Source organism: Streptomyces sp. NPDC058459 (genome assembly GCF_042721685.1).
Lineage (GTDB): Bacteria > Actinomycetota > Actinomycetes > Streptomycetales > Streptomycetaceae > Streptomyces.
This window is the reverse complement of record NZ_JBHXLV010000042.1, coordinates 13,878-39,883: the sequence shown is the minus strand read 5'-3', so window position 1 is coordinate 39,883 and position 26,006 is coordinate 13,878. Positions and strand designations below refer to the sequence as shown.

General features: G+C 72.0%; 20 protein-coding genes and 1 pseudogene. 13 read left to right on the top strand and 8 right to left on the bottom strand.

Features of this window, described 5'->3' with window-relative positions:
- Positions 1-67 precede the first annotated feature (67 nt).
- Both ACFWN1_RS11350 and ACFWN1_RS11345 read right to left on the bottom strand, forming a co-directional pair.
- Positions 68-2,383 (bottom strand): GH92 family glycosyl hydrolase, encoded by a 2,316-nt coding sequence (locus ACFWN1_RS11350; protein WP_384359980.1) that lies wholly within the window; start codon positions 2,381-2,383, stop codon positions 68-70.
- Positions 2,384-2,561: 178 nt separating this feature from the next.
- Positions 2,562-2,831 (bottom strand): DUF2530 domain-containing protein, encoded by a 270-nt coding sequence (locus ACFWN1_RS11345; RefSeq protein ID WP_384359978.1) that lies wholly within the window; start codon positions 2,829-2,831, stop codon positions 2,562-2,564.
- A gap of 192 nt (positions 2,832-3,023) precedes the next feature.
- Here ACFWN1_RS11345 and ACFWN1_RS11340 point away from each other — a divergent pair, with 192 nt between their 5' ends.
- On the top strand, positions 3,024-4,475 hold the full coding sequence (locus tag ACFWN1_RS11340; protein ID WP_384359976.1) for an NCS2 family permease: 1,452 nt from the start codon (positions 3,024-3,026) through the stop codon (positions 4,473-4,475).
- Between the two features lie 39 nt (positions 4,476-4,514).
- Here the strand turns inward: ACFWN1_RS11340 and ACFWN1_RS11335 are convergent, their stop codons facing one another.
- On the bottom strand, positions 4,515-4,697 hold the full coding sequence (locus ACFWN1_RS11335) for a ribbon-helix-helix protein, CopG family (RefSeq protein ID WP_384359974.1): 183 nt from the start codon (positions 4,695-4,697) through the stop codon (positions 4,515-4,517).
- A gap of 153 nt (positions 4,698-4,850) precedes the next feature.
- Between ACFWN1_RS11335 and ACFWN1_RS11330 the strand changes: the two genes are divergently transcribed.
- Both ACFWN1_RS11330 and ACFWN1_RS11325 read left to right on the top strand, forming a co-directional pair.
- Complete coding sequence (locus ACFWN1_RS11330; RefSeq protein ID WP_384359972.1) at positions 4,851-5,288, top strand: MarR family winged helix-turn-helix transcriptional regulator; 438 nt, start codon at positions 4,851-4,853, stop codon at positions 5,286-5,288.
- A 100-nt stretch (positions 5,289-5,388) separates the two neighbouring features.
- Positions 5,389-6,657, top strand: coding sequence for an MFS transporter (locus ACFWN1_RS11325; protein WP_384359970.1), 1,269 nt, complete (start codon positions 5,389-5,391; stop codon positions 6,655-6,657).
- A gap of 7 nt (positions 6,658-6,664) precedes the next feature.
- Here ACFWN1_RS11325 and ACFWN1_RS11320 read toward each other — a convergent pair whose 3' ends face one another.
- A complete protein-coding gene (locus tag ACFWN1_RS11320) occupies positions 6,665-7,444 on the bottom strand; it encodes an inositol monophosphatase family protein (protein ID WP_384359968.1) in 780 nt (259 codons plus the stop codon).
- Positions 7,445-7,479: 35 nt separating this feature from the next.
- On the opposite strand from ACFWN1_RS11320, the pseudogene thpR reads away from it, so the two are divergent.
- Positions 7,480-8,051, top strand: a pseudogene (gene thpR, locus ACFWN1_RS11315) (RNA 2',3'-cyclic phosphodiesterase).
- Between the two features lie 158 nt (positions 8,052-8,209).
- On the opposite strand, the gene ACFWN1_RS11310 reads toward thpR, so the two are convergent.
- From ACFWN1_RS11310 to ACFWN1_RS11300, 3 genes are all read right to left on the bottom strand, one after another.
- The gene (locus ACFWN1_RS11310; RefSeq protein ID WP_384359966.1) at positions 8,210-9,202 is read right to left on the bottom strand and encodes an aldo/keto reductase; all 993 of its coding nucleotides are present in this window, start codon (positions 9,200-9,202) and stop codon (positions 8,210-8,212) included.
- 48 nt (positions 9,203-9,250) lie between these two features.
- Entirely contained in the window at positions 9,251-9,838 is a 588-nt protein-coding gene (locus tag ACFWN1_RS11305; protein WP_384359964.1) for a Uma2 family endonuclease, read from the bottom strand.
- A gap of 97 nt (positions 9,839-9,935) precedes the next feature.
- On the bottom strand, positions 9,936-10,610 hold the full coding sequence (locus tag ACFWN1_RS11300; protein WP_384359962.1) for a GDSL-type esterase/lipase family protein: 675 nt from the start codon (positions 10,608-10,610) through the stop codon (positions 9,936-9,938).
- A 99-nt stretch (positions 10,611-10,709) separates the two neighbouring features.
- On the opposite strand from ACFWN1_RS11300, the gene ACFWN1_RS11295 reads away from it, so the two are divergent.
- Entirely contained in the window at positions 10,710-11,678 is a 969-nt protein-coding gene (locus tag ACFWN1_RS11295) for a WD40 repeat domain-containing protein (RefSeq protein WP_384359960.1), read from the top strand.
- A 67-nt stretch (positions 11,679-11,745) separates the two neighbouring features.
- Here ACFWN1_RS11295 and serC read toward each other — a convergent pair whose 3' ends face one another.
- The gene (serC, locus tag ACFWN1_RS11290; protein WP_384359958.1) at positions 11,746-12,864 is read right to left on the bottom strand and encodes a phosphoserine transaminase; all 1,119 of its coding nucleotides are present in this window, start codon (positions 12,862-12,864) and stop codon (positions 11,746-11,748) included.
- A 226-nt stretch (positions 12,865-13,090) separates the two neighbouring features.
- Here serC and ACFWN1_RS11285 point away from each other — a divergent pair, with 226 nt between their 5' ends.
- The 8 genes from ACFWN1_RS11285 to ACFWN1_RS11250 all read left to right on the top strand — a co-directional run bounded on the left by ACFWN1_RS11285 (position 13,091) and on the right by ACFWN1_RS11250 (position 25,955).
- Positions 13,091-16,033: an FAD-binding and (Fe-S)-binding domain-containing protein gene (locus ACFWN1_RS11285; protein WP_384359956.1), complete on the top strand. Its 2,943-nt coding sequence runs from the start codon at positions 13,091-13,093 to the stop codon at positions 16,031-16,033.
- Between the two features lie 196 nt (positions 16,034-16,229).
- Complete coding sequence (locus ACFWN1_RS11280; protein ID WP_384359954.1) at positions 16,230-17,351, top strand: lipid II:glycine glycyltransferase FemX; 1,122 nt, start codon at positions 16,230-16,232, stop codon at positions 17,349-17,351.
- A 133-nt stretch (positions 17,352-17,484) separates the two neighbouring features.
- Entirely contained in the window at positions 17,485-18,492 is a 1,008-nt protein-coding gene (locus ACFWN1_RS11275; protein WP_384359952.1) for a DMT family transporter, read from the top strand.
- A 166-nt stretch (positions 18,493-18,658) separates the two neighbouring features.
- On the top strand, positions 18,659-19,501 hold the full coding sequence (locus tag ACFWN1_RS11270; RefSeq protein ID WP_384359950.1) for a TIGR03084 family metal-binding protein: 843 nt from the start codon (positions 18,659-18,661) through the stop codon (positions 19,499-19,501).
- On the top strand, positions 19,498-21,174 hold the full coding sequence (locus ACFWN1_RS11265; protein ID WP_384359948.1) for an acyclic terpene utilization AtuA family protein: 1,677 nt from the start codon (positions 19,498-19,500) through the stop codon (positions 21,172-21,174). The genes ACFWN1_RS11270 and ACFWN1_RS11265 overlap by 4 nt, the downstream gene beginning before the upstream one ends.
- Before the next feature lie 109 nt (positions 21,175-21,283).
- Positions 21,284-22,882 carry an acyl-CoA carboxylase subunit beta gene (locus ACFWN1_RS11260; protein WP_384359946.1) on the top strand — a complete coding sequence of 533 codons (1,599 nt, stop codon included), beginning with the start codon at positions 21,284-21,286 and terminating at the stop codon, positions 22,880-22,882.
- A 5-nt stretch (positions 22,883-22,887) separates the two neighbouring features.
- Positions 22,888-24,735 carry a biotin carboxylase N-terminal domain-containing protein gene (locus ACFWN1_RS11255; RefSeq protein WP_384359944.1) on the top strand — a complete coding sequence of 616 codons (1,848 nt, stop codon included), beginning with the start codon at positions 22,888-22,890 and terminating at the stop codon, positions 24,733-24,735.
- 29 nt (positions 24,736-24,764) lie between these two features.
- Complete coding sequence (locus tag ACFWN1_RS11250; RefSeq protein ID WP_384359984.1) at positions 24,765-25,955, top strand: acyl-CoA dehydrogenase family protein; 1,191 nt, start codon at positions 24,765-24,767, stop codon at positions 25,953-25,955.
- Positions 25,956-26,006: the final 51 nt, after the last annotated feature.

The following is a 26,006-nucleotide window of genomic DNA, read 5'->3' as shown; positions in this document are numbered from 1 at the left end:
CCCCCGAGGAGGTCTCGGGGGCGCCCCTGATCAAGGTGTTGATCAGCTCAGCCGATCAAGGTACGGGTCAGCCCAGCGCGGGCGGCCCGGCGTCGGCCCCGGTGCCCCACGAAGAGGGCGCCGACCCGACCGTGAAGGACAGCGAGCGGTGCGCCCGCAGCGCCCCGGTGGTCAGATAGGTCCGCCCGTACGCGGTGCCGTCCAGCCGCGCCGACTGCACGTAGCGCACGTCCGCCGAGGTGCCCGGCGCGGAGATGGTGAGCGCGCCGTGCGGGTAGTACCTGCGGTCCAGGGTGAGGTCGACCCGGTCGAACACCGGCGTGGACAGGCCCCAGGTGTCGTAGCCGGGCTGGACCGGGAAGACGCCGATGGACGACAGCACGTTCCAGGCGGACATCGTGCCCAGGTCGTCGTTGCCGGTCATCCCGGTGGGCCCGTCCGTGAACAGCGTCAGTGCTGCGTGCACCACGTCCGTCGTCTTCCACGGCTGCCCGGTGGACAGATAGGTATACGGCGCGATCAGGTCGGGCTCGTTCTGCGGGTTGTACTTGTCGGCGTTGTAGTAGTCGTACGGCCCGTTCACCCACACCTCACGGGCGGTCCTGGCCGGGTCCTCGGTCAACTGTCCGTAGGCGAAGAAGGAGTCGAGCCGGTCGTTGGCCGCCTGCTTGCCGCCGATCAGGTCCACCACGCCGGGCAGGTCCTGCGGCACCAGCCACTGGTACTGCCAGGACGTGCCCTCGTGGAAGCCCTCGCTCCTGGCCGGGTCGGCCGGCCCGGTGAAGGCGCCGGAGGCGTCCCGGGCGCGGAAGAAACCGGTCGAGGGGTCGAAGATCTTCCGGTAGTTCTGCGCCCGCGCGGCGTACCGGTCCGCGTCCGCGCCGTGCCCGAGGTCGCGGGCCATCCGGGCCAGCATCGCGTCCGACAGCGCGTACTCCAGCGTGGCGGACGCCCCGTGGTCGTAGTCCGAGTCGCCGGGCTTGGCGTGCGGGCGGTCCTTCACGTACGGGGCGAAACCGTCGGCGAGGTACTCCCGGTTCGCCTCCCGGCCCACGGCCGGCGAGCCGGCCGGCGGCACGCCGTCGGCGTTCTTCTTCAGCGCCTCGTAGGCCCGCTCCTCCCAGCCGTGCAGGAGGCCCTGCTGGTAGGCGTTGGTCAGGAAGGGCGTGACCGGGTCGCCGGTCATGATGTTCGTCTCGACCGTGCCGTAGCCCCACTTGGGCAGCCAGCCGCTCTCCTCGTCGATCCGGATCACCGAGATCGCCATGTCCCGCGCCTCACGCGGCGCGAGCAGCGAGAGCAACTGGGACTGGGTGCGGTAGGTGTCCCACAGCGACCAGTTCTGGAAGTAGGTGAAGCCCTGGGCGCGGTGGATCTTCTGGTCCCAGCCGGTGTAGCGGCCGTCGGTGTCGCTGCCGATGTTCGGCGCGAGGAACGAGCGGTACAGCGAGGAGTAGAAGGTCCGGCGCAGCGTGTCGCTCCCGCCGCGCACCCGTACGTCGTCCAGCCGGTCCTCCCACGCCCGCTGGGCGGCGCCGCGCACCGCGTCGAAGGATCGGCCGCCCTCGGCGCGCAGATTGCCGAGCGCACCCCGCGCGTCCACGTAGGACAGCGCGGTGGTCGCCTCGACCGTGCGGTCCTCGCGGGTGTCGAACCGCAGGTACGCCCCGTCCGCACCGGTCTTCGCGCCGTCGGTGACGGCCGCGCCGGTCCAGGTGCCGTAGGCGGTGAAGGGGCGGTCGAAGCGGGTGACCGTGTAGAGCGTGTAGGGGACGGTGTCCTGGCAGAAGCCGCGGCCGGTGAGCCTGGTGCGCACGGTGTGGTCGTCCAGTATCTCGACCTCGGTGGCGACCTTGGTGTGCAGCGACTGGCCCGCGTTCAGCAGGACGTTGGCCTTGTCGGTGGCCGGGAAGGTGTAGCGCTGCACCCCGGTACGGGCGGTCGCGGTCAGCTCGGCCTCGATGCCGGAGTCCAGGCCGACGCGGTAGTAGCCGGGGCTTGCGGACTCGTCGTCGTGGCTGAATTTCGCCGCGTACCGCGCGTAGTCCGTGGTGGTGACGTCGCCCGTGGTGGGCAGTGCCGGAAGGTCACCGCCCAGGCCGCAGCCGACGCCGGAGAGATGGACCAGGGAGAAGCCCCGGATGTGGTCCTCGCCGTAGTCGTAGCCGGTGTTGTGGCCGGTGTCGGGGGAGAGCTGCACCATGCCGAACGGCACGGCCGCTCCGGGGTAGGTGTTGCCCTCGTTCTGGGTGCCGATGAACGGGTTGACGAGACCGGTCAGCCGGGCGGGCGGTTCGGCCTGCGCGGGGGCGGGGGCGGCCAGCAGCGCGGTCGCCGCCAGTGTCCCGGCCATGAAGCGACCGATGTGCCGTGTCCATGTCATGCAAGAACCTCTGAGGTGGTGGGCCGGACGTGCTCAGGGGTGGTTCAAGGCAACGTTGTCAGGGGCGGAAACGACGGAAGCGACGGAGGCGGCACAGAACAACGTTGTCATCGGACAGCAGTGGGCATGACAACACGAAATCCGCATCCACGTCCAGGGGTCCCGCACGACCCGGAGGTCACTCCGCGGAGACGGGCTCCCGCTCGGCCGCCGCCCGCTTGAGCGCGGCGTCCCGCCCGCGCACGTACCAGATGCCGATCAGCCCGAGCCCCGCCCCGGCCAGGCAGGTCCACACCCACCACAGATGGCCGTGGTCCTCGAACCAGCCGTAGAACGGCAGCTGGACCAGGAAGAGGACGAACCACACGATCGTGCCGCCGGTGATCGTGGCGACCACGGGCCCCTCCAGGGGCTCCGGCGCTTCGTGCTTGAGGGTCCACTTCGTCATGAGCACAGCTTACGAGGCGCCCCGCCACGCCCGGCAGCCCGTTCCACTCCGGACATTCGGTGAATATCTACGCGCGGAGATAGCGATCAAGGTTTCATACGTTCATACTGAAGCCGTTTGTCTTTGACTGTTTCTGTTCGTACGAAACTCCAAAGGGGCTCGGGGGAACCCTGAATGGTGAAGAGGATTCGCATGCCCACCTCGGCCACGGCCAAGGCGCCTTCCCCCGAACAGCCCGGCGGCACACCCGCCAACGGCCCCGTCGACCGCTACTTCAAGATCACCGAGCGCGGCAGCACCGTCGCCCGCGAGATCCGGGGCGGTTTCGCCACCTTCTTCGCGATGGCGTACATCATCGTGCTGAACCCGATCATCCTCGGCAGTGCCAAGGACATGTACGGGCATCACCTCGACAACGGCCAGCTCGTCACGGCCACCGCGCTCACCGCCGCCTTCACGACCCTCCTCATGGGCGTGATCGGCAACGTCCCGATCGCGCTGGCGGCCGGCCTCGGCGTCAACACCGTCGTCGCGCTCCAGCTCGCGCCGCGCATGTCCTGGCCGGACGCGATGGGCATGGTGGTGCTCGCCGGCATCGTGGTGATGCTGCTGGTCGCCACCGGTCTGCGTGAGCGCGTGATGAACGCGGTGCCCTACGGGCTGCGCAAGGCCATCGCCATCGGTATCGGCCTGTTCATCATGCTGATCGGCCTGGTCGACTCCGGCTTCGTCACCCGTATCCCGGACATCGCCCAGACCACCGTCCCGCTCACCCTCGGCACGGGCGGCCACCTCACCGGCTGGCCGGTGCTGGTCTTCGTGCTGGGTGTGCTGCTCACCCTGGCGCTGATCGTCCGCAGGGTCCCCGGCGCGATCCTGATCTCCATCGTGGCGATGACCGTCCTCGCGGTGATCATCGACCTGGTCGCCAAGGTGCCGTCCTGGGGCCTGACCACCCCGAAGTGGCCGGGCAACCCGGTCGCCACCCCGGACTTCGGCCTGATCGGCCAGGTCAGCCTGTTCGGCGGCTTCGCCAAGGTCGGCGTGCTGACCGGTGTGCTGTTCGTCTTCACCGTCCTGCTGTCCTGCTTCTTCGACGCCATGGGCACGATCATGGGCATCAGCGACGAGGCCAAGCTCACCGACGCCCAGGGCAACATGCCGGGCATCAACAAGGTCCTGCTGATCGACGGCCTCGCCGTCGCCGCGGGCGGTGCCAGCTCCTCCTCGGCCACCACCTGCTTCGTGGAGTCCACCGCGGGTGTCGGCGAGGGTGCCCGCACGGGCCTCGCCAACGTCGTCACCGGCGGCCTGTTCGGTGTCGCGCTGTTCCTCACCCCGGTCGCCACCATGGTCCCGTCCCAGGCCGCCACGCCCGCGCTGCTCGCGGTCGGCTTCCTGATCCTGGCGGGCTCGATCCGGGAGATCGACTGGTCCGACTTCACCATCGCCATCCCGGCCTTCGTGACCATGGTGATGATGCCCTTCACCTACTCGATCACCAACGGCATCGGCATGGGCTTCATCACCTTCGTGGTGCTCCGCCTGGCCGCCGGTCGCGGCCGGGACGTCCCGGTGGCGATGTACGTGGTCGCTGCCGTCTTCGGCTTCTACTACCTGATGCCGGCCCTCGGTCTGACCTGACCGGGGCGCGGCTGAGGTTCCCACGGGGTCACATGAGTCTCATGTGACCCCGTAGAACTTCTCGGTCTCGTCGACGGCGGTCCGGAACCGCTCGTCGAAGTCGTCCCTGGCGAGCGTGCGGATCACGTAGTCCTGCACGCTCATTCCTCTCTTCGCCGCGCGTTCCCGGAGCCTCTCTAGCAGCTCCCCGTCCATCCGCAGGCTGAGCACACTGGTCCCCATGCGTATGAGGGTCGCCACATCACGCCACCCGATGGGTCACTTTTCGGAACTGTCTCACTCGTACGGGTGACGATTGAACACAGTGGCGGACATCACGAGGTGGGCCGTGCGGGGTGGCATTCCTTAGTGAGAGTAATGAGTTAGGCTAAAGACATGTCGGACCTCACCCACGGCGACGACGTGGCCGCCGTGAACTCCCTCCGCTCCGCCGTGATGCGGCTGTCCCGTCGGCTGAAGCACCAGCGCGTCGACGAGTCGCTGAGCCCCACCGAGATGTCGGTACTGGGCACGCTGTCCAACTGCGGACAGGCCACCCCGGGCGAACTGGCGCGCAAGGAGCACGTCCAGCCGCCCTCGATGACCCGCATCGTCGCGCTCCTGGAGTCCAAGGGCCTGGTCCGGCTGGAGCCGCATCCCGAGGACCGGCGGCAGAAGGTCGTCACCCGGACCGAACAGGCCGAGGCGATGCTCGTGGAGAGCCGCCGCAAACGCAACGCGTTCCTGGCCGGCCTTGTCGAGGGCCTCGACGAGGACGAGTGGGCCACCCTGCGCGCCGCCGCCCCCGTCCTGGAGAAGCTCGCGCAACTGTAGCCACGGCATCGCTTCTGGAGGCGACCTTTTGAGTACGGGACCCGGAGCAGCTTCCGTCCCCGCACCGGCCACTACTACCCCCCTCTCCGGCAGAGCCTCGATGTTCAGCTCGCTGCGGGTCCGGAACTACCGGCTGTTCTTCGCCGGTCAGGTCGTCTCCAACACCGGCACCTGGATGCAGCGCATCGCCCAGGACTGGCTGGTGCTCAGCCTCACCGGCTCCTCGGCGGCCGTCGGCATCACCACCGCCCTTCAGTTCCTGCCGATGCTGCTGTTCGGCCTGTACGGCGGTGTCCTCGTCGACCGGCTGCCCAAGCGGCCCGCGCTGCTGTTCACCCAGTCCGCGATGGCCCTCACCGGCCTCGCGCTGGCCGCCCTCACCCTCTCCGGACACGTCCACGTCTGGCACGTCTACGTCGCCGCCTTCGCGGTGGGGCTCGCCACGGTCGTGGACAACCCGGCCCGGCAGTCCTTCGTCTCCGAGATGGTCGGCCCCGGCCAGCTCCAGAACGCGGTCAGTCTGAATTCGGCCAACTTCCAGTCCGCCCGGCTGGTCGGTCCGGCGGTCGCCGGTCTGATGATCACCGGGGTCGGTACCGGGTGGGCGTTCCTCGCCAACGGCCTGTCGTTCGTCGCGCCCATCGCCGGGCTGCTGCTGATGCGCACCCGTGAGCTGCACGCCGTCGACCGCGCCCCGCGCGCCAAGGGCCAGCTCCGGGAGGGGCTGCGGCATGTCGCCGGGCGGCCGGAGCTGGTCTGGCCCATCGTGCTCGTCGGGTTCATCGGCACCTTCGGCTTCAACTTCCCCGTCTGGCTCACCGCCTTCGCCGGGGACGTGTTCCACGCCGGCGCCGGTGCGTACAGCCTGTTCAACACCCTGATGGCCGTCGGCTCCCTGATCGGCGCCCTGCTCGCGGCGCGGCGCGGTACGGCCCGGTTCCGGGTGCTGGTCGCGGCCGCGCTGGCGTTCGGCGCGGTGGAGACCGTGGCGGCACTGGCGCCCTCGTACTGGCTGTTCGCGCTGCTGATGATCCCCATCGGGGCGTTCGGCCTGACGGTCAACGTCACCGCCAACACCGCCGTGCAGATGGCCACCGACCCGGTGATGCGGGGCCGGGTGATGTCCCTGTTCATGATGGTGTTCATGGGCGGCACACCGCTGGGCGCGCCGCTCGTGGGGTGGGTCACCGACACCTACGGCGCCCGCTTCGGGTTCGTCGCGGGCGGGGTGGTCTTGGCCGTGGCGGCAGCGGTCGTCGGCCTCTTCCTGGCCCGCGCGGGGGATCTCCGGCTCCGGCTGACCTGGCACCGGGGGCCGCAGCTGCGGTTCGTGCCCCGGGAAAGCGACGAGCTGACGCGGGTGGCGTGACGAGCGGTCAGGACTCGCCGCGGATCATCGTCATCAACAGGCTGTGGGTGTCGGTGTCCGCGGCTGCCACCAGGCCCCGGGTGTCCGGGCCCAGGGGTGCGCCGTCGACGCCCGTGACCACGCAGCCCGCTGCCCGGCACAGGGCGATGCCGGCGGCGAAGTGGACGCCGGCGGAGAGATCGGCGCCGTCGGTGACGTACGCGGCCCGGCGGCCTGCTGCCACCCAGGTCAGGGCCAGTGTCGTGGAGACGACCCGGGGACGGAAGCGCGCGATGAAGGCCGGGTGCGCGAGGAGGTCCGTGGCGCGGAAGCCGGGGGCGCTCGGGAAGGGCGGGTCGAGGTTGACGTCCACGAGGGCGGTCGCCGCCGTGGGGCGCAGAGGGGTGTCGGTGCCCTGGTGGTGGAGCCAGGCCGTGTCGCCGTCGGTGCGGAAGACCTCGCCGGTGAAGGGGTCCGCCACGGCCGCGGGGCCGTCGCGGAGGGCCACGTTCACGGCGACGAGCAGGTTGCCGGCGGCGTAGTTGAGGGTGCCGCACAAGGGGTCCACGAGCCAGAGGCGCCCGGTGTCGGGGGCGCCCTGCCGGCCGCCCTCCTCGCCGAGCACCGCGTCATCGGGCCGGGCGGCGCGGATGACGTCCAGGATGGCCCGCTCGGCCGCCACGTCGGCCGCCGTGGCGAAATCCCCGGCGCCCTTGTCGATCCGGGCCAGCTCCTTGCCGTAGCCGGCGCGCACCACTTCGGCGCCGGCCAGGGCAGCCGCTGTCGCTGTCTCGATGTCGTCGGTCACGGTGCCGCAGCGTACCCGTCCGGGATCGTGAGGGGATGAGACTCTTCGCCGCCGTGCTGCCGCCCCCGGGGGCCGTCGCGGAGCTGGGCCGGGAGGTACGGGCGCTGCGGCGGCTCGCCGGGGCCGACGCGCTGCGGTGGACCCAGCCGGACGGCTGGCACTTCACGCTGGCCTTCTACGGCGAGGTCCCGGAGGAGACGGTGTCCGGGCTGGAACGCCGGCTGGAGCGCGCCGCCGGACGGAGCGAGCCGTTCCCGCTGGCCGTCGCCGGGGCGGGAGCTTCGGGCGCGGCAAGGCGCTCTGGGCCGGCGCCTCCGGAGACCTCACCGCGCTGGGACGCCTCGCCGGGCGGGCCCGTGCGGCCGGACGCCGGGCCGGGGTGGGCGGCGAGGAGCACCGGCACTACCGGGCGCATCTCACACTGGCCCGCGGCAAGGGCGACACCGCTCTACGGCCCTACGTCGACGCCCTGGCCGAATTCGCCGGTACCGCCTGGACGGTGGGCGAACTGGTCCTCGTCCGCAGCCACCTGCCGGCATCCGGCGTGCCCGGCGAGCAGCCCCGCTACGCGCCGGTCGCCCGCTGGGCACTGGGCGGGGCCCGTTAGGCTCGTCGTCGTGGAACCGAAAATCCGGAACCGGATCATGGCCGGTGCGCTCGTACTGATGCTGGTGGTCGTCGCCGTGGCGGCGGCTGTCCACTGACGGCTGCCGCCCAGGGCCGCTCCGCGGGGGAACCCCGGACGGAGCGGCCTCTCGCTTGCGGCTACCAGGCGAACGCCTCCGGGGACGGACCAGGACCCGGGAAGATCCCGTCCAGTTCCTTCAGCAGTTCCTCGCTCAGCTCCAGCTCCACAGCGCGCAGCGCGGACTCCAGCTGGGCCGCCGTGCGCGGGCCGACGATGGGGCCGGTGACGCCGGGCCGGGTCAGCAGCCAGGCGAGCGCCACCTCGCCGGGCTCCAGGCCGTGCTTGGCGAGCAGCTCCTCGTACGCCTCGATCTGGTTGCGCGTCGCCGTGTCCGCGAGGGCGTCGACCGCGCGGCCGGAGGCGCGGCGCCCGCCTTCGGCCTCCTTGCGGATCACCCCGCCCAGCAGCCCGCCGTGCAGCGGCGACCAGGGGATGACGCCGAGCCCGTAGTCCTGGGCGGCCGGGATGACCTCCATCTCGGCGCGGCGCTCCGCGAGGTTGTACAGGCACTGCTCGCTGACCAGGCCGAGGGTGTTGCCCCGGCGCAGGGCCGTCTCGTTGGCCTGGGCGATCTTGTAGCCGGGGAAGTTGGAGGAACCGGCGTACAGGATCTTGCCCTGGCTGACCAGGACGTCGACCGCCTGCCAGATCTCCTCGAACGGGGTGTCCCGGTCGATGTGGTGGAACTGGTAGACGTCGATGTAGTCGGTCTGCAGCCGCTTCAGGCTGGCGTCCACCGCGCGGCGGATGTTCAGTGCGGAGAGCTTGTCGTGGTTGGGCCAGACGTCGCCGTCCGCGCCCATGTTCCCGTAGACCTTGGTGGCCAGCACGGTCTTCTCGCGCCGCTCGCCGCCCTTGGCGAACCAGGTTCCGATGATCTCCTCGGTACGGCCCTTGTTCTCACCCCAGCCGTACACGTTCGCGGTGTCGAAGTAGTTGATGCCCGCGTCCAGCGCCGCGTCCATGATCGCGTGGCTGTCCGCCTCGTCGGTCTGCGGCCCGAAGTTCATGGTCCCCAGCACCAGCCGGCTGACCTTCAGACCCGTGCGTCCAAGCTGCGTATACCTCATGCCGACCTAGCCAACGTCTTGGAGCGCGCTCTAGGCAAGCCGTGAGCGTCAGTCGCGGGGAAAGTCGTGGGTTTTCAGGACCAGGTCGGCCGTCGTGCCGGTGAGGTCGAGGTCGCCGCCGAACCTCACGTCGAGGGCGCGGACGTACTCGCCGTCCTTGGGGTCGGTGTAGACGTGGCACCGCCCCTGGTAGGGGTCCGCGACGACATAGACGGGAACTTCGGCGACGGCGTAAGCGGTCTTCTTGGGGCCGTAGTCGTTGGCGGCGGTGCCCTTGGAGATGACCTCCGCGACGAATTCGATGTCCTCGCAGCGCCAGCGCCCCCCGCTGCTCTTCTCGGCGCCCTCGGCGATCAGTGCCAGGTCAGGGGCGAAGCCGTTGAGCTTGCCGGGAAAGTCGATCCTCATGTCGGACTTCAGCCGCGTTCGGGGGTACAGCGCCCGCAGTTGGTCGTAGATGTCCGCGATGATCTCCCAATGGGTATCGCGCTGCGGTGCCATGAAGACGGTCCCCTCGACGATCTCGACCTTGTATCCCGCGGGGACGGGCATCCTCTCAAGACGCTCGAACAGTTCGTCGAGCGTGCTTGTCTCGTCGCTCTCGGCCATCGCGGTCCTGTCGTCGAGGACGGTCATCGTGGCGCTCCTCCCCGGCTGCCCACGGAAGATGTGCAGCCGCGCGGTTCAACGGTACGCACCGTCACCGGGAAACGCCGGAAATCGGTCGATCCGATCAAGCCACGTACGGCTCCCCCACCCCCCACGCTTCGTACATCGCCCCCGCGAAGGACCCCGCGATCCGGTGCTCCCCGCTCGCGTTGGGATGCGTGCCGTCATAGGTGTCCGTGTGGATGTCCCACCCCTCCGGCGCCGAGGCCAGCAGCAGCGGCGAGCGGGGTTCTTCCAGGTCGGCGGCCGTCTTGGCGAGGAGGGTGTTGAAGAGGTCGACCTGCTCGGCGAACAGGGCGTCCTCCTGGGCCCGTATGTTCGGGATGACCGGCAGCAGCACCATGCGCACCCGTGGACGTGCCTCCCGCGCCGCGGTCACGAACCCCCGCACATTGGCGGTCGTCTGCTCCGCGTCGGTGTAGAAACCCAGGTCGATCAGCCCGAGGGAGACCAGCAGCACGTCCGCCTTGTGCGCCCGCACCGCCTCCCCGATCAGCGGCGCCATGTGCTGCCAGCCCTCGCCCCAGCCCGCGAGGTGGGCGCGCGGGAAGTCGGGGTCGGCGTACTCGTAGGAGCCGGGTTCCCCGGTCGCCTGGTCGTACAGCGTCTCGCGGGGGCCGACGATCTGGAACGGGCCGCCGTAGGTGCCGCGCAGGTGCTGCCACAGCCGGTAACGCCACGTGTGTTCGCCCGCGCTCCCGATCGTCATGGAGTCACCTACGGGCATGAACCTGAGCATCCGCTCATGATGGCGGATCACGGCGCGGGCCCGCATCCAGGGCCGCTGTGAGGCCCACCACCCCCACGGAGCGCCCGCGCCGGATGGCAGTCTTGGACCATGCGCCGACCGTTCGCCCTGCTTGCCGGGGCCCTGCTCGCGGGTGCCTGCGTCCTGCCCGCCCACGCCGCGGACGGGGACCGGGGGTTCACCATCGAGGACCCCAGGATCACCGAGTCCAGCGGCCTGGCCGCCTCCCACCAGCATCCTGGCGTCTACTGGACGCACAACGACAGCGACGACGGCCCGTACCTCTATGCCGTCGACAGCCGCACCGGCAAGACCGTCGCCACGCTCACCCTGCGCGGCATCGGCTCCCCGCGCGACGTGGAGGCGATCTCCATCGGGCCGGGCAACCAGCTCTACGTCGGCGACATCGGGGACAACTTCCACGGCCGCTGGCCCTATGTGTGGATCTACCGCCTGCCCGAGCCGAAGACCCTGAAGGACCAGACGGTCACGGCCACGCAGTACGTCGTGAAGTACTCCGACGGCCCGCGCGACGCCGAGTCCCTGGTCGTGCACCCCAAGACCGGCCGCGTCTACATCGTCGACAAGAACGAGGACGGCGGCCACCTGTACGAGGGCCCCGCCCGGCTGTCGTCCTCCGGCACGAACGTCTTCCGCCCGGTCGCTCCCGTCGACCTGTGGGCCACCGACGCCGCCTTCTCCCCGAACGGGCGGCAGCTCGCCGTACGCGGCTACTTCGGCGGCATCTCCTACGACTGGAACGGCGGCCGCATCAAGAAGCTGGGCCGGCTGGACGTGCCCCTCCAGGGCCAGGGCGAGTCCGTCAGCTACTCCGCCGACGGCACCGAGCTGATGTACGGCAGCGAGGGCGCGCAGAGCCAGGTGAAGGCGCTGGACGCGCCGACGGGCGGTGCGGTGGCCACCAAGTCACCGGCGCCCGGAGGGAGTTCCGCCTCAGGGGCGAAGAGCGACGGCGGCGGCCTCAAGATCGGCGCCGTCCTCCTCGCGCTCGGCGCCGCCGCCGTGTTCGGCATGCGGCGGCTGCGGCGCAAGGGGTAGGTGCGGGGTACGGGAAAGGGCGCCCGGTTCACCACCGGGCGCCCCCACTCATATGCGGCTACCGGTTTCAGAGCCGCTCGATGACATGGTCGACGCACTTGGTGAGCGCCTCGACATCGGCCGGGTCGATCGCCGGGAACATGGCGACACGGAGCTGGTTGCGGCCGAGCTTGCGGTACGGGTCGGTGTCCACGACGCCGTTGGCGCGCAGCACCTTGGCGACGGCGGCCGCGTCGATCTCGTCGGCGAAGTCGATCGTGCCGATGACCTGCGACCGCTCGGCCGGTTCGGTGACGAACGGCGTGGCGTACTTCGACTCCTCCGCCCAGGTGTACAGCCGGGTCGAGGAGTCCTTGGTGCGGCCGGTGGCGAAGTCGAGACCGCCCTGGCCGTTCAGCCACTCCAGCTGCTCGTTGAGCAGGAAGAGGGTGGCGAGCGCCGGGGTGTTGTACGTCTGGTTCTTGCGGGAGTTGTCGATCGCCGTGGGCAGGCTGAAGAACTCCGGGACGTGCCGGCCGGAGGCGTGCACGCGCTCGGCGCGCTCGATGGCGGCCGGGGAGAACACGCCGATCCACAGGCCGCCGTCGGAGGCGAAGGACTTCTGCGGGGCGAAGTAGTAGACGTCCGTCTCGGAGACGTCGACCGGGAGGCCGCCCGCGCCCGAGGTGGCGTCCACCAGGACGAGCGAGCCCTCGTCCGCACCGGCCACGCGCTTGATCGGCATGGCGACACCGGTGGAGGTCTCGTTGTGGGTGAACGCGTACACGTCCACGCCCGCCTCGGCGCGCGCCTCGGGGTGGGTACCGGGGTCGGAGGCGATGACGGTCGGCTCGTCCAGCCAGGGCGCGAGCTTGGCCGCCTTGGCGAACTTGGAGGAGAACTCACCGAAGGTGAGGTGCTGCGACTTGTTCTCGATCAGCCCGTGGGTGGCGATGTCCCAGAAGGCGGTGGAGCCGCCGTTGCCGAGGACGACCTCGTAGCCGTCCGGGAGGGAGAACAGGGAGCTGATGCCTTCGCTGACCTGGCCCACCAGGTTCTTGACCGGGGCCTGCCGGTGGGAGGTGCCCAGCAGCGAACTGCCGGTCGCGGCGAGCGCGGCGAGCGCCTCCGTCCGCACCTTGGAGGGGCCCGCGCCGAAGCGTCCGTCGGCGGGCTTGATGTCAGCGGGGATCTGGATGTCGGCCACGAGTCGAAGCGTATCGGGTGCGCGAAACCGGACGAAGCCGTGTCCGTCGGATGAGACGACTCTTTCGGGTCGTGGACTTGTGCGGTCGTACGACGAACGGCGACGAACGGCGACGAACGGTGACCGCCGGCGGCGAACGGTGAGGTTTCGTACGACTTTCCGATGAGTGGGGTGTGCCTGTGGACAACTTCTGATGACGTTGCGTGATCGGATGCATGCTGGACTCATGACCGATCGACGGGGGAGTGACATGGAGACCGACAGCGGCGGAGGGCTGGCCGCCGAGCTGCGGCGGGCCGTGCGGGGCGAGGTCCGCTTCGACGCGACCGCGCGGGCGCTGATGACCATGGACGCGTCCAACTACCGCCGTGTCCCGCTGGGTGTGGTCGCCCCCCGGGACGCCGAGGACGTGGCGGCCGCGCTGGCGGTGTGCCGGGCGCGCGGGACTCCCGTGGTCGCGCGGGGCGGGGGCACGTCCATCGCCGGGCAGGCGACGGGCACCGGGGTGGTGCTGGACTTCACCCGGCACATGGCCGCCCTGCTGGAGCTGGACCCGGCCGCGCGCAGGGCGCGGGTCCAGCCGGGCCTGGTCCTGGACCGGCTCCAGGAGGCGGCGGCCGCGCACAGGCTCCGCTTCGGCCCCGACCCGTCCACCCACGGCCGCTGCACGCTCGGCGGCATGATCGGCAACAACTCCTGCGGCGCCCACTCGGTGGCCTGGGGCACCACCGCCGACAGCGTCCGCGAACTGTCCGTGCTCACCGCGCGTGGTGAGCACCTGAGCCTCGGCCGGGACTGGTCCGGCGCACCGGAGGGGCTGCGCCCTCTGGTGGAGGGGGACCTGGCCCGGCTGCGCACCGGCTTCCCCGCCCTGCCCCGCCGTATCTCCGGGTACGCGCTGGACGCCCTGCTGCCCGAGCACGGCGCCGACGTCGCCCGCTCCTTCTGCGGCTCCGAGGGCACCCTCGGCGTGCTCACGGAGGCGGTGGTGGACCTGGTGGAGGCGCCGGCCGTACACGCCCTGGCCGTACTGGGGTACGCCGACGAGAGCGCCGCCGCCGATGCCGCCGCCGGGCTGCTGCCGCACGGCCCGCTGACCGTGGAGGGCATGGCGGCGGACCTGATCCGGGCGCCGGCCGGGCTGCCGAGGGGCGGCGCCTGGCTGTTCGTGGAGACGGGCGGCGCCTTCGAGGGGGAGGCGCGGGCCCGCGCGGAGGCGGTCGTCCGCTCGGCCGACGTGGTGGACGCGCTGGTGGTGACCGACCCCGCCGCCCAGCGCGCGCTGTGGCGGCTGCGCGAGGACGCCAGCGGTACGGCGACCCGGATGCCGGACGGCACGGAGGCGTGGCCCGGCTGGGAGGACTGCGCGGTGCCGCCCGCCCGGCTCGGCGCCTACCTGCGCGACTTCCGCGCCCTGCTCGCCGCCCACGGCCTGCGTGGCGCTCCGTACGGCCACTTCGGGGAGGGCTGTGTCCATGTCCGGATCGACTTCGACCTGCTCACCGGGGCCGGGGTGGGCCGGTTCCGCCGCTTCTCCGAGGAACAGGCCGACCTGGTGGTCTCCCACGGCGGCTCGCTGTCCGGGGAGCACGGCGACGGGCAGGCCCGAGCGGAGCTGCTGCCGCGCATGTACGGCGCGGACATGGTGGCGCTGTTCGAGCGGGCGAAGGGGGTGTGGGACCCCGATGACCTGCTCAACCCCGGCATGCTGGTCCGCCCGGCCCCCCTGGACAGCAACCTCCGCTTCGCGGTGCTGCCCCGCCGCCCGGTGGACGTCGCCTTCGGCTACCCGCACGACGACGGTGACTTCCGCGCGGCCGTCCGCCGCTGCGTCGGCGTCGCCAAGTGCCGTACCGAGTCGGGGGGCGGGTCCAAGGTGATGTGCCCCTCCTTCCGGGCGACGGGGGAGGAGGAGCACTCCACGCGGGGCCGGGCACGGCTGCTGCACGAGATGCTCGCGGGTGAGGTGATCACCGACGGCTGGCGCTCGACCGAGGTCCGGGACGCCCTCGACCTGTGTCTGTCCTGCAAGGGCTGCCGCTCGGACTGCCCGGTCGGCGTCGACATGGCCACCTACAAGGCGGAGTTCCTGCACCACCACTACGCCGGCCGCCCGCGCCCCGCCGCCCACTACAGCCTGGGGTCACTGCCGGTGTGGCTGCGCTGGGTGGCCCGCATGCGGGCGGCGCCGCTGGTGAACCGGCTCGCCTCGGTGGGGCCGCTGGCCCGGCTGGGGAAACGGGTGGGCGGGATCGCTGGGGAGCGGGAGATCCCCCGGCTGGCGGCGGGGACGTTCAGCCGGTGGTGGCGGGCGCGGCCGCCGGCGCCGGAGCGCGGCGGTTCCGGGCAACTGGTCGTGCTGTGGCCGGACACCTTCACCGAGCATCTGGCGCCGACCGTGGGGCGGGCCGCCGTCCGGGTGCTGGAGTCGGCCGGGCTGCGGGTGGCACTGCCGCCGACCCTGCTGCCCGGCGGGCGCCCGGTGGGAGACGGTGCGTCGCGCGCGCCGACCGCGCTGCTCCGGGCCCGCCGCGCGCAGGTCTGCTGCGGGCTGACCTATCTCTCCACCGGCCGCCTGGACCGGGCCCGCGCGGTGCTGCGCCGCACGCTGGACCTGATGGAACCGGTGCTGGAGGCCGGGGTCCCGGTCGTCGTCCTGGAACCGAGCTGTGCGGCGGCCCTCCGCGCCGACCTCCCCGAGCTGCTGCCCGACGACCCGCGCGCGGCCCGCCTGGCCGACGCCGTCCGCACCTTCGCGGAGACCCTGCGCCGCCACGCCCCGCACTGGACCCCGCCCGCCCTCGACCGCCCGGTGGCCGGCCAGACCCACTGCCACCAGCACGCGGTCCTGGGTGACACCGCCGACCGTGAGCTGCGGGAGTCGGCGGGGCTGATTGGCACCCTGAGCGGCGGCTGCTGCGGCCTTGCGGGCAACTTCGGCTTCGAGAAAGGCCACTTCGAGATCTCCCGCTCCTGCGCCGAGGACCAGCTCCTCCCCTCGGTCCACGCCGCCCCCGAGAACACGGTGATCCTGGCGGACGGCTACTCCTGCCGCACCCAGTTGGAGCAACTGGCCGGGGTGAGGTCCCGGCATCTGGCGGAGGTGCTGGCGGAAGCACTGGAGGAGGCGACGCCGGAGGAGGAGACATCGGAGGAGGAGACGGGGTGAGTGAGGAACACGGGCGTGTCGTCGCGGTCCTCTCGGGTGGCCGTCGCACGGTTCACGGCCGAGTGCGCGTACCGGGACCGCCGCCCTGGCCTGCGCGCACGGGTGACGGACACCGAGGCGTCGGCGGTGTCCGGGTCCGGGGACGGCAGGGCCGGACCATAGTGACCGGACCCGCTCGCGCGAAGGAGTCCCCCGTATGACCCTCACCCTGCGCCCCCTCAGCCGGGACGAGCATCTTGCCTTCGTGGGCTCGCGGCCCTCGGTCAGTCATATGCAGGTGCCGTCGTGGGGGGAGGTGAAGCCCGACTGGCGGGCGGAGAGCCTCGGCTGGTTCGAGGCGGACGGACGGCTGGTGGGCGCGGGGCTGGTGCTGCTGCGGCCGCTGCCGAAGGTGAAGCGGTATCTGGCCTACCTGCCCGAGGGCCCGGCCATCGACTGGCACGGCGACGACCTGGCGCGCTGGCTCGGCCCGCTGCTGGCCCACCTCAGGGAGCGGGGGGCGTTCTCGGTGAAGATGGGCCCGCCGGTGGTGGCCCGGCGCTGGAGCCCCGACGCGGTCAAGGCCGCCATCGCCGACCCGGCCGCGCACCGGCTGCGCGACACCGAGCCCACCTGGCAGGACCCGCGCGCCCAGGCCCTCGCCGACCGGCTGCGCTCCATGGGCTGGCGGCAGAGCGCACCGGACACCGAGGAGGGCTTCGCGGCGGGGCAGCCCCGGTACGTGTGCCAGGTGCCGCTCGCCGGGCGGTCGCTGGAGGAGATCCGGGGCGGCCTGAACCAGCAGTGGCGGCGCAACATCAAGAAGGCCGAGAAGGCGGGCGTGAAGGTGGTGCGGGGCGGGGCCGACGACCTGCCAGCGTTCCACGAGCTGTACACCGAGACCGCCGGGCGCGACCGTTTCGTCCCGCGCCCGCTGCCGTACTTCCAGCGGATGTGGAGCGCGCTCACCGCCGAGGACCCCGACCGGATGCGGCTGTACCTCGCGCACCACGACGGAGAGGTGCTGGCGGCGGCGACGATGCTGATCGTGGGCGGCCACGTCTGGTACTCGTACGGCGCCTCCACTGCCCGCAGGCGGGAGGTCCAGCCCAGCAACGCCATGCAGTGGCGGATGATGGCCGACGCCCACGAGCTGGGCGCGCACGTCTACGACTTCCGGGGTATCACCGACACCCTGGAGGAGTCCGACCACCTGCTCGGCCTGCTCCGCTTCAAGGTCGGCGCGGGCGGTGAGGCGGTGGAGTACGTCGGGGAGTGGGACTTCCCGCTGAACAAGCTGCTGCACAGGGCGTTCGACCTGTACATGGCCCACCGCTGAGGCACCCCGCCCGCCGGGCCCCGGTCTCGGCATCGGTTCGGTCCCAGCATCCGAGACACCGGCTGCGTACAGTGGCATAAGGGTTCACACGCCTGACGAAGGTCCATTATCGTGGACCTGAAAGTGCATCGAGATGTACGCTGCGCTCGCGACCGATCCGCAGGAAGCCCCCTCCCGCCGGCCCCCAGGACACCCCGTGACCACCGTCCGCACCTCCACCTCTGCCAGCTCCACCTCCAAGCCGACCGCCACCCCCACCGCCCCGGACTCCCACGGCCGGTTCGGCTCGCTGGGGCCGGTGGGCCTGGTGCTGGCGGGCGGGATATCGGTCCAGTTCGGCGGGGCGCTCGCGGTGACGCTGATGCCCCGGGCGGGCGCGCTCGGCGTGGTGACACTCCGGCTGGTGGCGGCGGCCGTCGTGCTGCTGGTGGTGTGCCGGCCCCGGCTGCGGGGACACTCCCGTGCCGACTGGGGGACGGTGGTCGTCTTCGGTCTCACCATGGCCGGGATGAACGGCCTCTTCTACCAGGCGGTCGCCCGCATCCCGCTCGGCCTCGCGGTGACCCTGGAAGTCCTCGGACCGCTCGCCCTGTCCGTGTTCGCCTCCCGCCGCGCGGTCAACGCCCTGTGGGCGGCCCTCGCCCTGGCGGGCGTCGTCCTGCTGGGCGGCGGTGGCTTCAGCGGCCTCGACCCGCTGGGCGTCGGCTTCGCCCTGGCGGCGGGTGCCATGTGGGCGGCGTACATCATCTTCAGCGCCCGTACGGGCCGCCGCTTCCCCCAGGCCGACGGGCTGGCCCTCGCCATGGCGGTGGCCGCGCTGGCCTTCCTCCCGCTGGGCATCGTCGACGCGGGCGACCGGCTGCTGAACCCCACCACCATCGCGCTCGGCTCGGCGGTGGCCCTGCTCTCCTCGGTCCTCCCGTACACCCTGGAACTCCTCGCGCTGCGCCGCCTTCCCGCGCCCACCTTCGCCATCCTGATGAGCCTCGAACCGGCCATCGCCGCCACCGCCGGCTTCTTCGTCCTCCACCAGGCTCTCTCCCTCACCGAGGCCGCCGCCATCGCCCTGGTCATCGCGGCCAGCATCGGCGCGGTCCGCACCCAGACCCGCCGGGTGGCACCCCCGGCACCGGAGGCGTAGGGGGTTCGCCGGGCAGGGTTCCTGTCAGGCGCCGCCCCCTCGCCCGATCCCGGCATGCCCACCAGCCGTAGCGCCTGCCGCCGCGCAGCCGTCCCACGCCGGTCATCCTCACCGCTTAATGCAAGCACGCTTGATTGTTTCCAGGCCCGCTGCCATGCTCCTGCCCATGTCCGATCCGACGCCCGTCTTCGCCGACCTGCGTGAGGAAAGCAGGGAACTCGACCTGCTCGTGGCCGAGTTGACCGAGCAGGAGTGGGCACGCGCGACGCCCGCTCCGCGCTGGAGCATCGCTCACCAGATCGCCCACCTGCACTGGACCGACCGCGCCGCCCTGCTCGCCGTCAGTGACGAGGCGGCCTTCCGGAAGTTCGCCGAGCAGGCGCTCACCTCGCCGGACTCCTTCGTGGACGACGGTGCCGCCGAGGGTGCCCGGCTCGGCCCCGCCGAGCTGCTCACCCGCTGGCGGGAGGGACGGCAGTCGCTCGACCGCGCCCTGCGGGAGGCCGCCGCGCGGCACACACGGTTCCCCTGGTTCGGGCCGCCCATGTCCGCCGCCTCCATGGCCACCGGCCGCCTCATGGAGACCTGGGCCCACGGCCAGGATGTGGCCGACGCCCTGGGTGTGGTGCGCGCACCCACCGACCGGCTCCGGCATGTGGTCCACATCGGTATGCGGGCCCGGGACTTCGCCTTCGGGGCGCGGGGGCTGCCCGCGCCGCGGGAGGAGTTCCGCGTCGAGGTCCGCGCGCCCTCGGGCGAGCTGTGGACCTACGGTCCCGAGGACGCCGCGCAGCGGATCACCGGCCCCGCGGTCGACCTCTGCCTGCTCGTCACCCAGCGCGCCCACCGCGCCGACCTCGCCCTGACCGCCGAGGGCCCGGACGCCGACCGCTGGCTGGACATCGCCCAGGCGTTCGCGGGTCCACCCGGCACCGGGCGCGCACCCGGGGAAGCCGCACCCGGGGAAGCCGCGCCCCAGGCGGCCGCGCCCGAGGAGCCGATACGGTGACCCCCCTCCGCGTCGGCAACTTCTCCGGCTTCTACGGCGACCGGGCCGCCGCCCTGCGCGAGATGCTCACCGGTGGCGAGGTCGACGTACTCACCGGGGACTATCTCGCCGAGCTGACCATGCTCATCCTCGGCCGCGACCGGCTGAAGGACCCCGGCGCCGGCTACGCCCGCACCTTCGCCCGCCAGTTGGAGGACTGCCTCGGGCTCGCGCAGCAGCGGGGGGTGCGGATCGTCACCAACGCGGGCGGGCTGAACCCCGCCGGACTCGCCGACAAGGTGAGGGAGTTGGCCGCGCGGCTCGGCATACCCGTACGGGTCGCGCATGTCGAGGGGGACGATCTCACCGCCACGTACCCCGGCACCCTCGCCGCCCATGCCTACCTCGGCGGGTTCGGCATCGCGGAGTGTCTGCGGGCCGGGGCCGACGTGGTGATCACCGGCCGGGTGACCGACGCCGCCCTCGTCACCGGGCCCGCCGCCGCGTACTTCGGGTGGGGTCCCGGTGACCACGACCAGCTCGCCGGGGCGGTCGTCGCCGGGCATCTGCTGGAGTGCGGTACCCAGGTCACCGGCGGCAACTACGCCTTCTTCCAGGACGGTGACGTACGCCGCCCCGGCTTTCCGCTGGCCGAGCTGCACGCCGACGGCAGCAGCGTCATCACCAAGCACCCCGGCACCGGCGGCTTCGTCGACACCGGGACGGTCACCGCCCAGCTCCTCTACGAGACCGGGGGCGCCCGGTACGCCGGGCCCGATGTCACCGCCCGGCTGGACACCGTACGGCTGAGCCGGGACGGGCCGGACCGGGTGCGGATCGAGGGGGTGCGCGGGGAAGCGCCGCCGCCCACGCTCAAGGTCGGCCTCAACCGGCTCGGCGGCTTCCGCAACGAGGTCGCCTTCGTGCTCACGGGTCTCGACATCGAGGCCAAGGCGGCGCTGGTACGGGAGCAGCTGGACGCCGCGCTGGCCGAGGCGGCGCCTGAGGAGGTGCGCTGGGAGCTGGCCCGCACCGACCGGGCCGACGCGGACACGGAGGAGACGGCGAGCGCGGTGCTGCGGCTCGTCGTACGGGACGCCGATCCCGAAGTGGTCGGGCGGGGGCTGAGCGGGGCCGCGATCGAGCTGGCGCTCGCCAGTTACCCCGGCTTCCATGTGCCGGCGCCACCTGGGAAGGGCTCGCCCTACGGGGTGTTCGAGGATGTGGCCGTACCCCATGGTGCCGTCGACCATGTGGCCGTCCTCCATGACGGGCGCCGTATCGATGTGGGTGGACCGGGAGAGACGCTCCCGCTCAGTGAGGTCCCCGAACCCGTCCTGCCCGAGCCCCTCCGTGTGGGCGGCACCCGCCGCGCCCCGCTCGGCCATGTCGCCGGAGCACGTAGCGGCGACAAGGGCGGGAACGCCAACGTCGGCGTCTGGGTCCGCTCCGCCGACGCCTGGCGCTGGCTCGCGCACGAGCTGACCGTCGAGCGCTTCCGGGAGCTGATCCCCGAGGCCCGCGGCCTCCCCGTCACCCGTCACGTCCTGCCGGACCTGCGCGCCCTGAACTTCGTCGTCACCGGCATCCTCGGCGCGGGCGTAGCCGCCCAGCACCGCTTCGACCCCCAGGCCAAGGCCCTCGGCGAATGGCTCCGCTCCCGGCACGTCGACATCCCGGAGGAACTGCTGTGACACCCCGGACACCGGCTCCCGCCGGGTCACCGGCTCCCGCCGTGCCTGGCGCCCCCCGTCCGCCCGCCCCCCGGGGCTCCCGCCCGTCCGCGTCCCCCGGAGGCACCCCATGACCCTCCTCCCCACCACCCTCGACCCCACCGCCCCCGACCACCAGGCCAACCGCGACACCATGCTCGCCAGGCTCGCCGACCTGGAGGCGGAGCACGGCAAGGCGCTCGCGGGCGGCGGGGAGAAGTATGTGGCCCGGCACCGCAGGCGCGGGAAGCTGCTCGCCCGGGAGCGGATCGAGCTGCTGGTGGACCCCGACACCCCCTTCCTCGAACTGTCCCCCCTCGCGGCCTGGGGCAGCGAGTACACCGTCGGCGCCTCCCTGGTGACCGGTATCGGGGTCGTCGAGGGCACGGAGTGCCTGATCAGCGCCAATGACGCGACCGTGCGCGGCGGCGCGAGCAACCCGTGGAGCCTGAAGAAGGCGCTGCGGGCCGACGAGATCGCGCGGGCCAACCGGTTGCCCGTCATCAGCCTGGTGGAGTCCGGCGGCGCCGACCTCCCCTCGCAGAAGGAGATCTTCATCCCCGGCGGCGCCATCTTCCGGGACCTCACCCGGCTGTCCGCCGCCGGCATCCCCACCGTCGCCGTCGTGTTCGGCAACTCCTCGGCCGGCGGGGCCTACGTCCCCGGCATGTCCGACCACGTGATCATGGTCAAGGAGCGCGCGAAGGTGTTCCTCGGCGGGCCGCCGCTGGTGAAGATGGCGACCGGGGAGGAGAGCGACGACGAGTCGCTGGGCGGCGCCGAGATGCACGCCCGCACCTCCGGCCTCGCGGACCACTTCGCGGTGGACGAGAACGACGCGATCCGGCAGGCGCGCAGGGTGGTCGCGCGGCTCAACCACCGCAAGGCGTACGCCGATCCGGCCTTCGCCGAGCCGCCCAGGTACGACCCCGAGGAGCTGCTCGGCATCGTCCCCGGCGACCTGCGCACCCCCTTCGACCCGCGCGAGGTGATCGCCCGCCTCGTCGACGCCTCCGACTTCGACGAGTTCAAGCCGCTGTACGGCACGAGCCTGGTCACCGGCTGGGCCGAGCTGCACGGCTACCCCGTCGGCATCCTGGCCAACGCGCGCGGGGTGCTGTTCAGCGAGGAGTCGCAGAAGGCGGCGCAGTTCATCCAGCTCGCCAACCAGCGCGACATCCCGCTGCTGTTCCTGCACAACACCACCGGCTACATGGTCGGCAAGGAGTACGAGCAGGGCGGCATCGTCAAGCACGGCTCGATGATGATCAACGCGGTCTCCAACTCGAAGGTCCCGCACCTCTCCGTCCTCATGGGCGCGTCCTACGGCGCCGGCCACTACGGCATGTGCGGCCGCGCCTACGACCCCCGCTTCCTCTTCGCCTGGCCCAGCGCCAAGTCGGCCGTCATGGGCCCGCAGCAGCTCGCGGGCGTGCTGTCGATCGTGGCCCGCCAGTCGGCCCTGGCCAAGGGGCAGCCGTACGACGACGAGGCGGACGCCGCCCTGCGCGCGATGGTCGAGGGGCAGATCGAGGCGGAGTCGCTCCCCATGTTCCTGTCCGGACGGCTCTACGACGACGGCGTCATCGACCCCCGCGACACCCGGACCGTCCTCGGTATATGCCTGTCCGCCATACACACCGCTCCCTACGAGGGCGCCCGCGGCGGCTTCGGCGTCTTCCGGATGTGAGGCCCATGATCGCCACCCTGCTCGTCGCCAACCGGGGCGAGATCGCCTGCCGCATCTTCCGCACCTGCGCCGACCTCGGCATCCGTACCGTCGCCCTGCACTCCGACGCGGACGAGGGTGCGCTGCACACACGCGTGGCCGACACAGCCGTACGGCTGCCGGGCGCGGCGCCCGCCGAGACGTATCTGCGCGGCGACCTGATCGTGAAGGCCGCCCTCGCGGCCGGCGCGGACGCCGTGCACCCCGGCTACGGCTTCCTCTCCGAGAACGCCGACTTCGCCCGTGCCGTACGCGATGCCGGGCTGCTCTGGGTCGGGCCGCCGCCCGAGGCGATCGAGGCGATGGCGTCCAAGACCCGCGCCAAGGAGCTGATGGGCCTCGCCCCGCTGGACGCACAGCACGTCACCCCGGCCGACCTGCCCGTGCTGGTGAAGGCGGCGGCGGGCGGCGGCGGACGCGGCATGCGCGTCGTACGCGACCTCGCCGCGCTGCCCGGTGCGCTGGAGGACGCCCGCGCGGAGGCGGCGAGCGCGTTCGGGGACGGCGAGGTGTTCGTGGAGCCGTACCTGGAGAACGGCCGCCATGTCGAGGTGCAGATCCTCGCCGACACCCACGGCACCGTGTGGACGCTCGGCACCCGCGACTGCTCGCTCCAGCGCAGGCACCAGAAGGTCATCGAGGAGGCTCCGGCGCCCGGTCTGCCGCCCGCGCTCACCGAGGAGCTGTACGCGCTCGCCGAACGGGCGACCCGTGCCGTGTCCTACGAGGGCGCGGGCACCGTGGAGTTCCTGGTGGCGGACGGCCGCGCCCACTTCCTGGAGATGAACACCCGGCTCCAGGTCGAACACCCCGTCACCGAGGCGGTGTTCGGCCTCGACCTGGTCGCCGAGCAGATCCGTGTCGCCGAGGGCCACGCCCTCCCCGCCGAGCAGCCGGCCCCGTGCGGGCACGCGGTCGAGGCCCGGCTGTACGCCGAGGACCCCGCGCGCGGCTGGGCCCCGCAGACCGGCACCCTGCACCGCTTCACCGTGCCGGACGGCGTACGGCTGGACACCGGCTGCGCGGACGGCGACACCATCGGCGTGCACTACGACCCGATGCTCGCCAAGGTCATCGCGCACGCCCCGACCCGCACCGAGGCGGTCCGCAGGCTGGCCGGCGCCCTGGAGCGGACCGTGCTGCACGGCCCGGTCACCAACCGCGACCTGCTGGTCCGCTCGCTCAGGCACCCGGAGTTCACCGAAGCCCGCATGGACACCGGCTTCTACGACCGCCACCTGACCACCCTGACCGAGCCCGCCCCCGACCCCCACGCCCCGCTCGCCGCCGCCCTCGCCGACGCCCACGGCCGCTCCCGCTTCGGCGGCTGGCGCAACGTGCCCTCGGGCCCGCAGGTGAAGCGGTACGCGCTGGCGGGCGAGGAGCACGAGGCCGCCTACCGGCACACCCGCACCGGCCCGGCGGCGGACGGCGTACGCGTGGTGCACGCCGGCCCGGATCTCGTCGTCCTCGAAGTGGACGGCGTACGACGGAAGTTCGAGATCGCCCGCTACGGCGACCAGGTCCACGTGAACGCCACAGCCCTCACCGCCCTGCCCCGCTTCCCCGACCCCACCACCGCTCACGCCCCCGGCTCCCTCCTGGCCCCCATGCCCGGCACGGTCGTACGCCTGGCGGAGGGCCTCACCGAGGGCACCGAGGTGCGGGCGGGCCAGCCCCTGATCTGGCTGGAGGCGATGAAGATGGAACACCGGATCACCGCCCCGGCGGACGGCACGCTCACAGCCCTCCCAGCGGCAGTGGGCCGTCAGGTGGAGATGGGCACCCTCTTGGCAGTCGTGGAGTCGAAGTGACCCAGCAGCCGCACGCGAAGGAGCAGAAGGTGACCCCCCTCATCGAATCCGAAGAACACCAGGACCTCCGCAGAGCAGTCTCCGCCCTCGGCAAGCGCTACGGCCGCGACTACATCACCCAGGTCACAGCAGAGGGCCGCTACCCCACCGAACTCTGGCAAGAGGCGGCCAAGTCGGGCTACCTCGGCGTCAACCTCCCGGAGGAGTACGGCGGCGGAGGCGGCGGCATAGCCGAACTCTCCATCGTCCTCGAAGAGCTGGGCGCATCCGGAGCCCCCCTCCTCATGCTCATCGTCTCCCCGGCCATCTGCGGCACGGTGATCGCCCGCTTCGGCACCGAGGACCAGAAGCGCACCTGGCTCCCCGGCCTCGCAGACGGCACCAGGCTGATGGCGTTCGGCATCACCGAGCCCGACGCCGGCTCCAACTCGCACCGCATCACCACCACCGCCCGCCGGGACGGCGACGACTGGCTGCTCACCGGCCGGAAGGTCTTCATCTCCGGGGTGGACCACGCCGACGCCGTCCTGATCGTCGGCCGCACCGAGGACGCCCGCACCGGCAAGCTGAAGCCCTGCCTGTTCATCGTCCCGCGCGACGCCGAGGGCTTCTCCCGCAACCCGATCGACATGGAGCTGAGCGCCCCCGAGAAACAGTGGGAGCTGGTCCTGGACGACGTGCGGCTGCCTGCCGACGCGCTGGTGGGTGGGAGCCCCTCCCACGCTTTCGGCAGTGGGGGAGAGGACACCGGGCTGCTCCAGCTCTTCGCCGGGCTCAATCCGGAGCGCGTCATGACGGCCGCGTTCGCCATCGGGATGGGCCGCTACGCCATCACCAAGGCGCTGGAGTACGCCCGTGAGCGCACCGTCTGGAAGACCCCGATCGGCGCCCACCAGGCCATCGCGCACCCTCTCGCGCAGGCCCACATCGACCTGGAACTGGCCAAGTTGATGATGCGGAAGGCTGCCCTCCTCTACGACGCCGGGGACGACATCGGGGCCGGCGAGGCCGCCAACATGGCCAAGTACGCCGCCGGCGAGGCATGCGTACGGGCCGTCGACCAGGCCGTGCACACCCTCGGCGGCAACGGCCTGACCCGCGAGTTCGGGCTCGCCTCGCTGATCATCGGCGCGCGGGTGGCCCGGATCGCCCCGGTGAGCCGGGAGATGATCCTCAACTATGTCTCCCACCAGACCCTCGGCCTGCCCAAGTCGTACTAGACCCAATGCCGTTCGGGGGAACCGTGTTCCGCAGGACAGGGGAGATCTCCT

What these genes read in the sequence shown, in the direction of transcription:
- ACFWN1_RS11350 (WP_384359980.1), bottom strand. Translation starts at nt 2,383, where the DNA reads ATGACATGGACACGGCACATCGGTCGCTTCATGGCCGGGACACTGGCG.
- ACFWN1_RS11345 (WP_384359978.1), bottom strand. Translation starts at nt 2,831, where the DNA reads ATGACGAAGTGGACCCTCAAGCACGAAGCGCCGGAGCCCCTGGAGGGG.
- ACFWN1_RS11340 (WP_384359976.1), top strand. Translation starts at nt 3,024, where the DNA reads ATGCCCACCTCGGCCACGGCCAAGGCGCCTTCCCCCGAACAGCCCGGC.
- ACFWN1_RS11335 (WP_384359974.1), bottom strand. Translation starts at nt 4,697, where the DNA reads ATGGGGACCAGTGTGCTCAGCCTGCGGATGGACGGGGAGCTGCTAGAG.
- ACFWN1_RS11330 (WP_384359972.1), top strand. Translation starts at nt 4,851, where the DNA reads ATGTCGGACCTCACCCACGGCGACGACGTGGCCGCCGTGAACTCCCTC.
- ACFWN1_RS11325 (WP_384359970.1), top strand. Translation starts at nt 5,389, where the DNA reads ATGTTCAGCTCGCTGCGGGTCCGGAACTACCGGCTGTTCTTCGCCGGT.
- ACFWN1_RS11310 (WP_384359966.1), bottom strand. Translation starts at nt 9,202, where the DNA reads ATGAGGTATACGCAGCTTGGACGCACGGGTCTGAAGGTCAGCCGGCTG.
- ACFWN1_RS11305 (WP_384359964.1), bottom strand. Translation starts at nt 9,838, where the DNA reads ATGACCGTCCTCGACGACAGGACCGCGATGGCCGAGAGCGACGAGACA.
- ACFWN1_RS11300 (WP_384359962.1), bottom strand. Translation starts at nt 10,610, where the DNA reads ATGCTCAGGTTCATGCCCGTAGGTGACTCCATGACGATCGGGAGCGCG.
- ACFWN1_RS11295 (WP_384359960.1), top strand. Translation starts at nt 10,710, where the DNA reads ATGCGCCGACCGTTCGCCCTGCTTGCCGGGGCCCTGCTCGCGGGTGCC.
- ACFWN1_RS11285 (WP_384359956.1), top strand. Translation starts at nt 13,091, where the DNA reads ATGACCGATCGACGGGGGAGTGACATGGAGACCGACAGCGGCGGAGGG.
- ACFWN1_RS11280 (WP_384359954.1), top strand. Translation starts at nt 16,230, where the DNA reads ATGACCCTCACCCTGCGCCCCCTCAGCCGGGACGAGCATCTTGCCTTC.
- ACFWN1_RS11275 (WP_384359952.1), top strand. Translation starts at nt 17,485, where the DNA reads ATGTACGCTGCGCTCGCGACCGATCCGCAGGAAGCCCCCTCCCGCCGG.
- ACFWN1_RS11270 (WP_384359950.1), top strand. Translation starts at nt 18,659, where the DNA reads ATGTCCGATCCGACGCCCGTCTTCGCCGACCTGCGTGAGGAAAGCAGG.
- ACFWN1_RS11260 (WP_384359946.1), top strand. Translation starts at nt 21,284, where the DNA reads ATGACCCTCCTCCCCACCACCCTCGACCCCACCGCCCCCGACCACCAG.
- ACFWN1_RS11255 (WP_384359944.1), top strand. Translation starts at nt 22,888, where the DNA reads ATGATCGCCACCCTGCTCGTCGCCAACCGGGGCGAGATCGCCTGCCGC.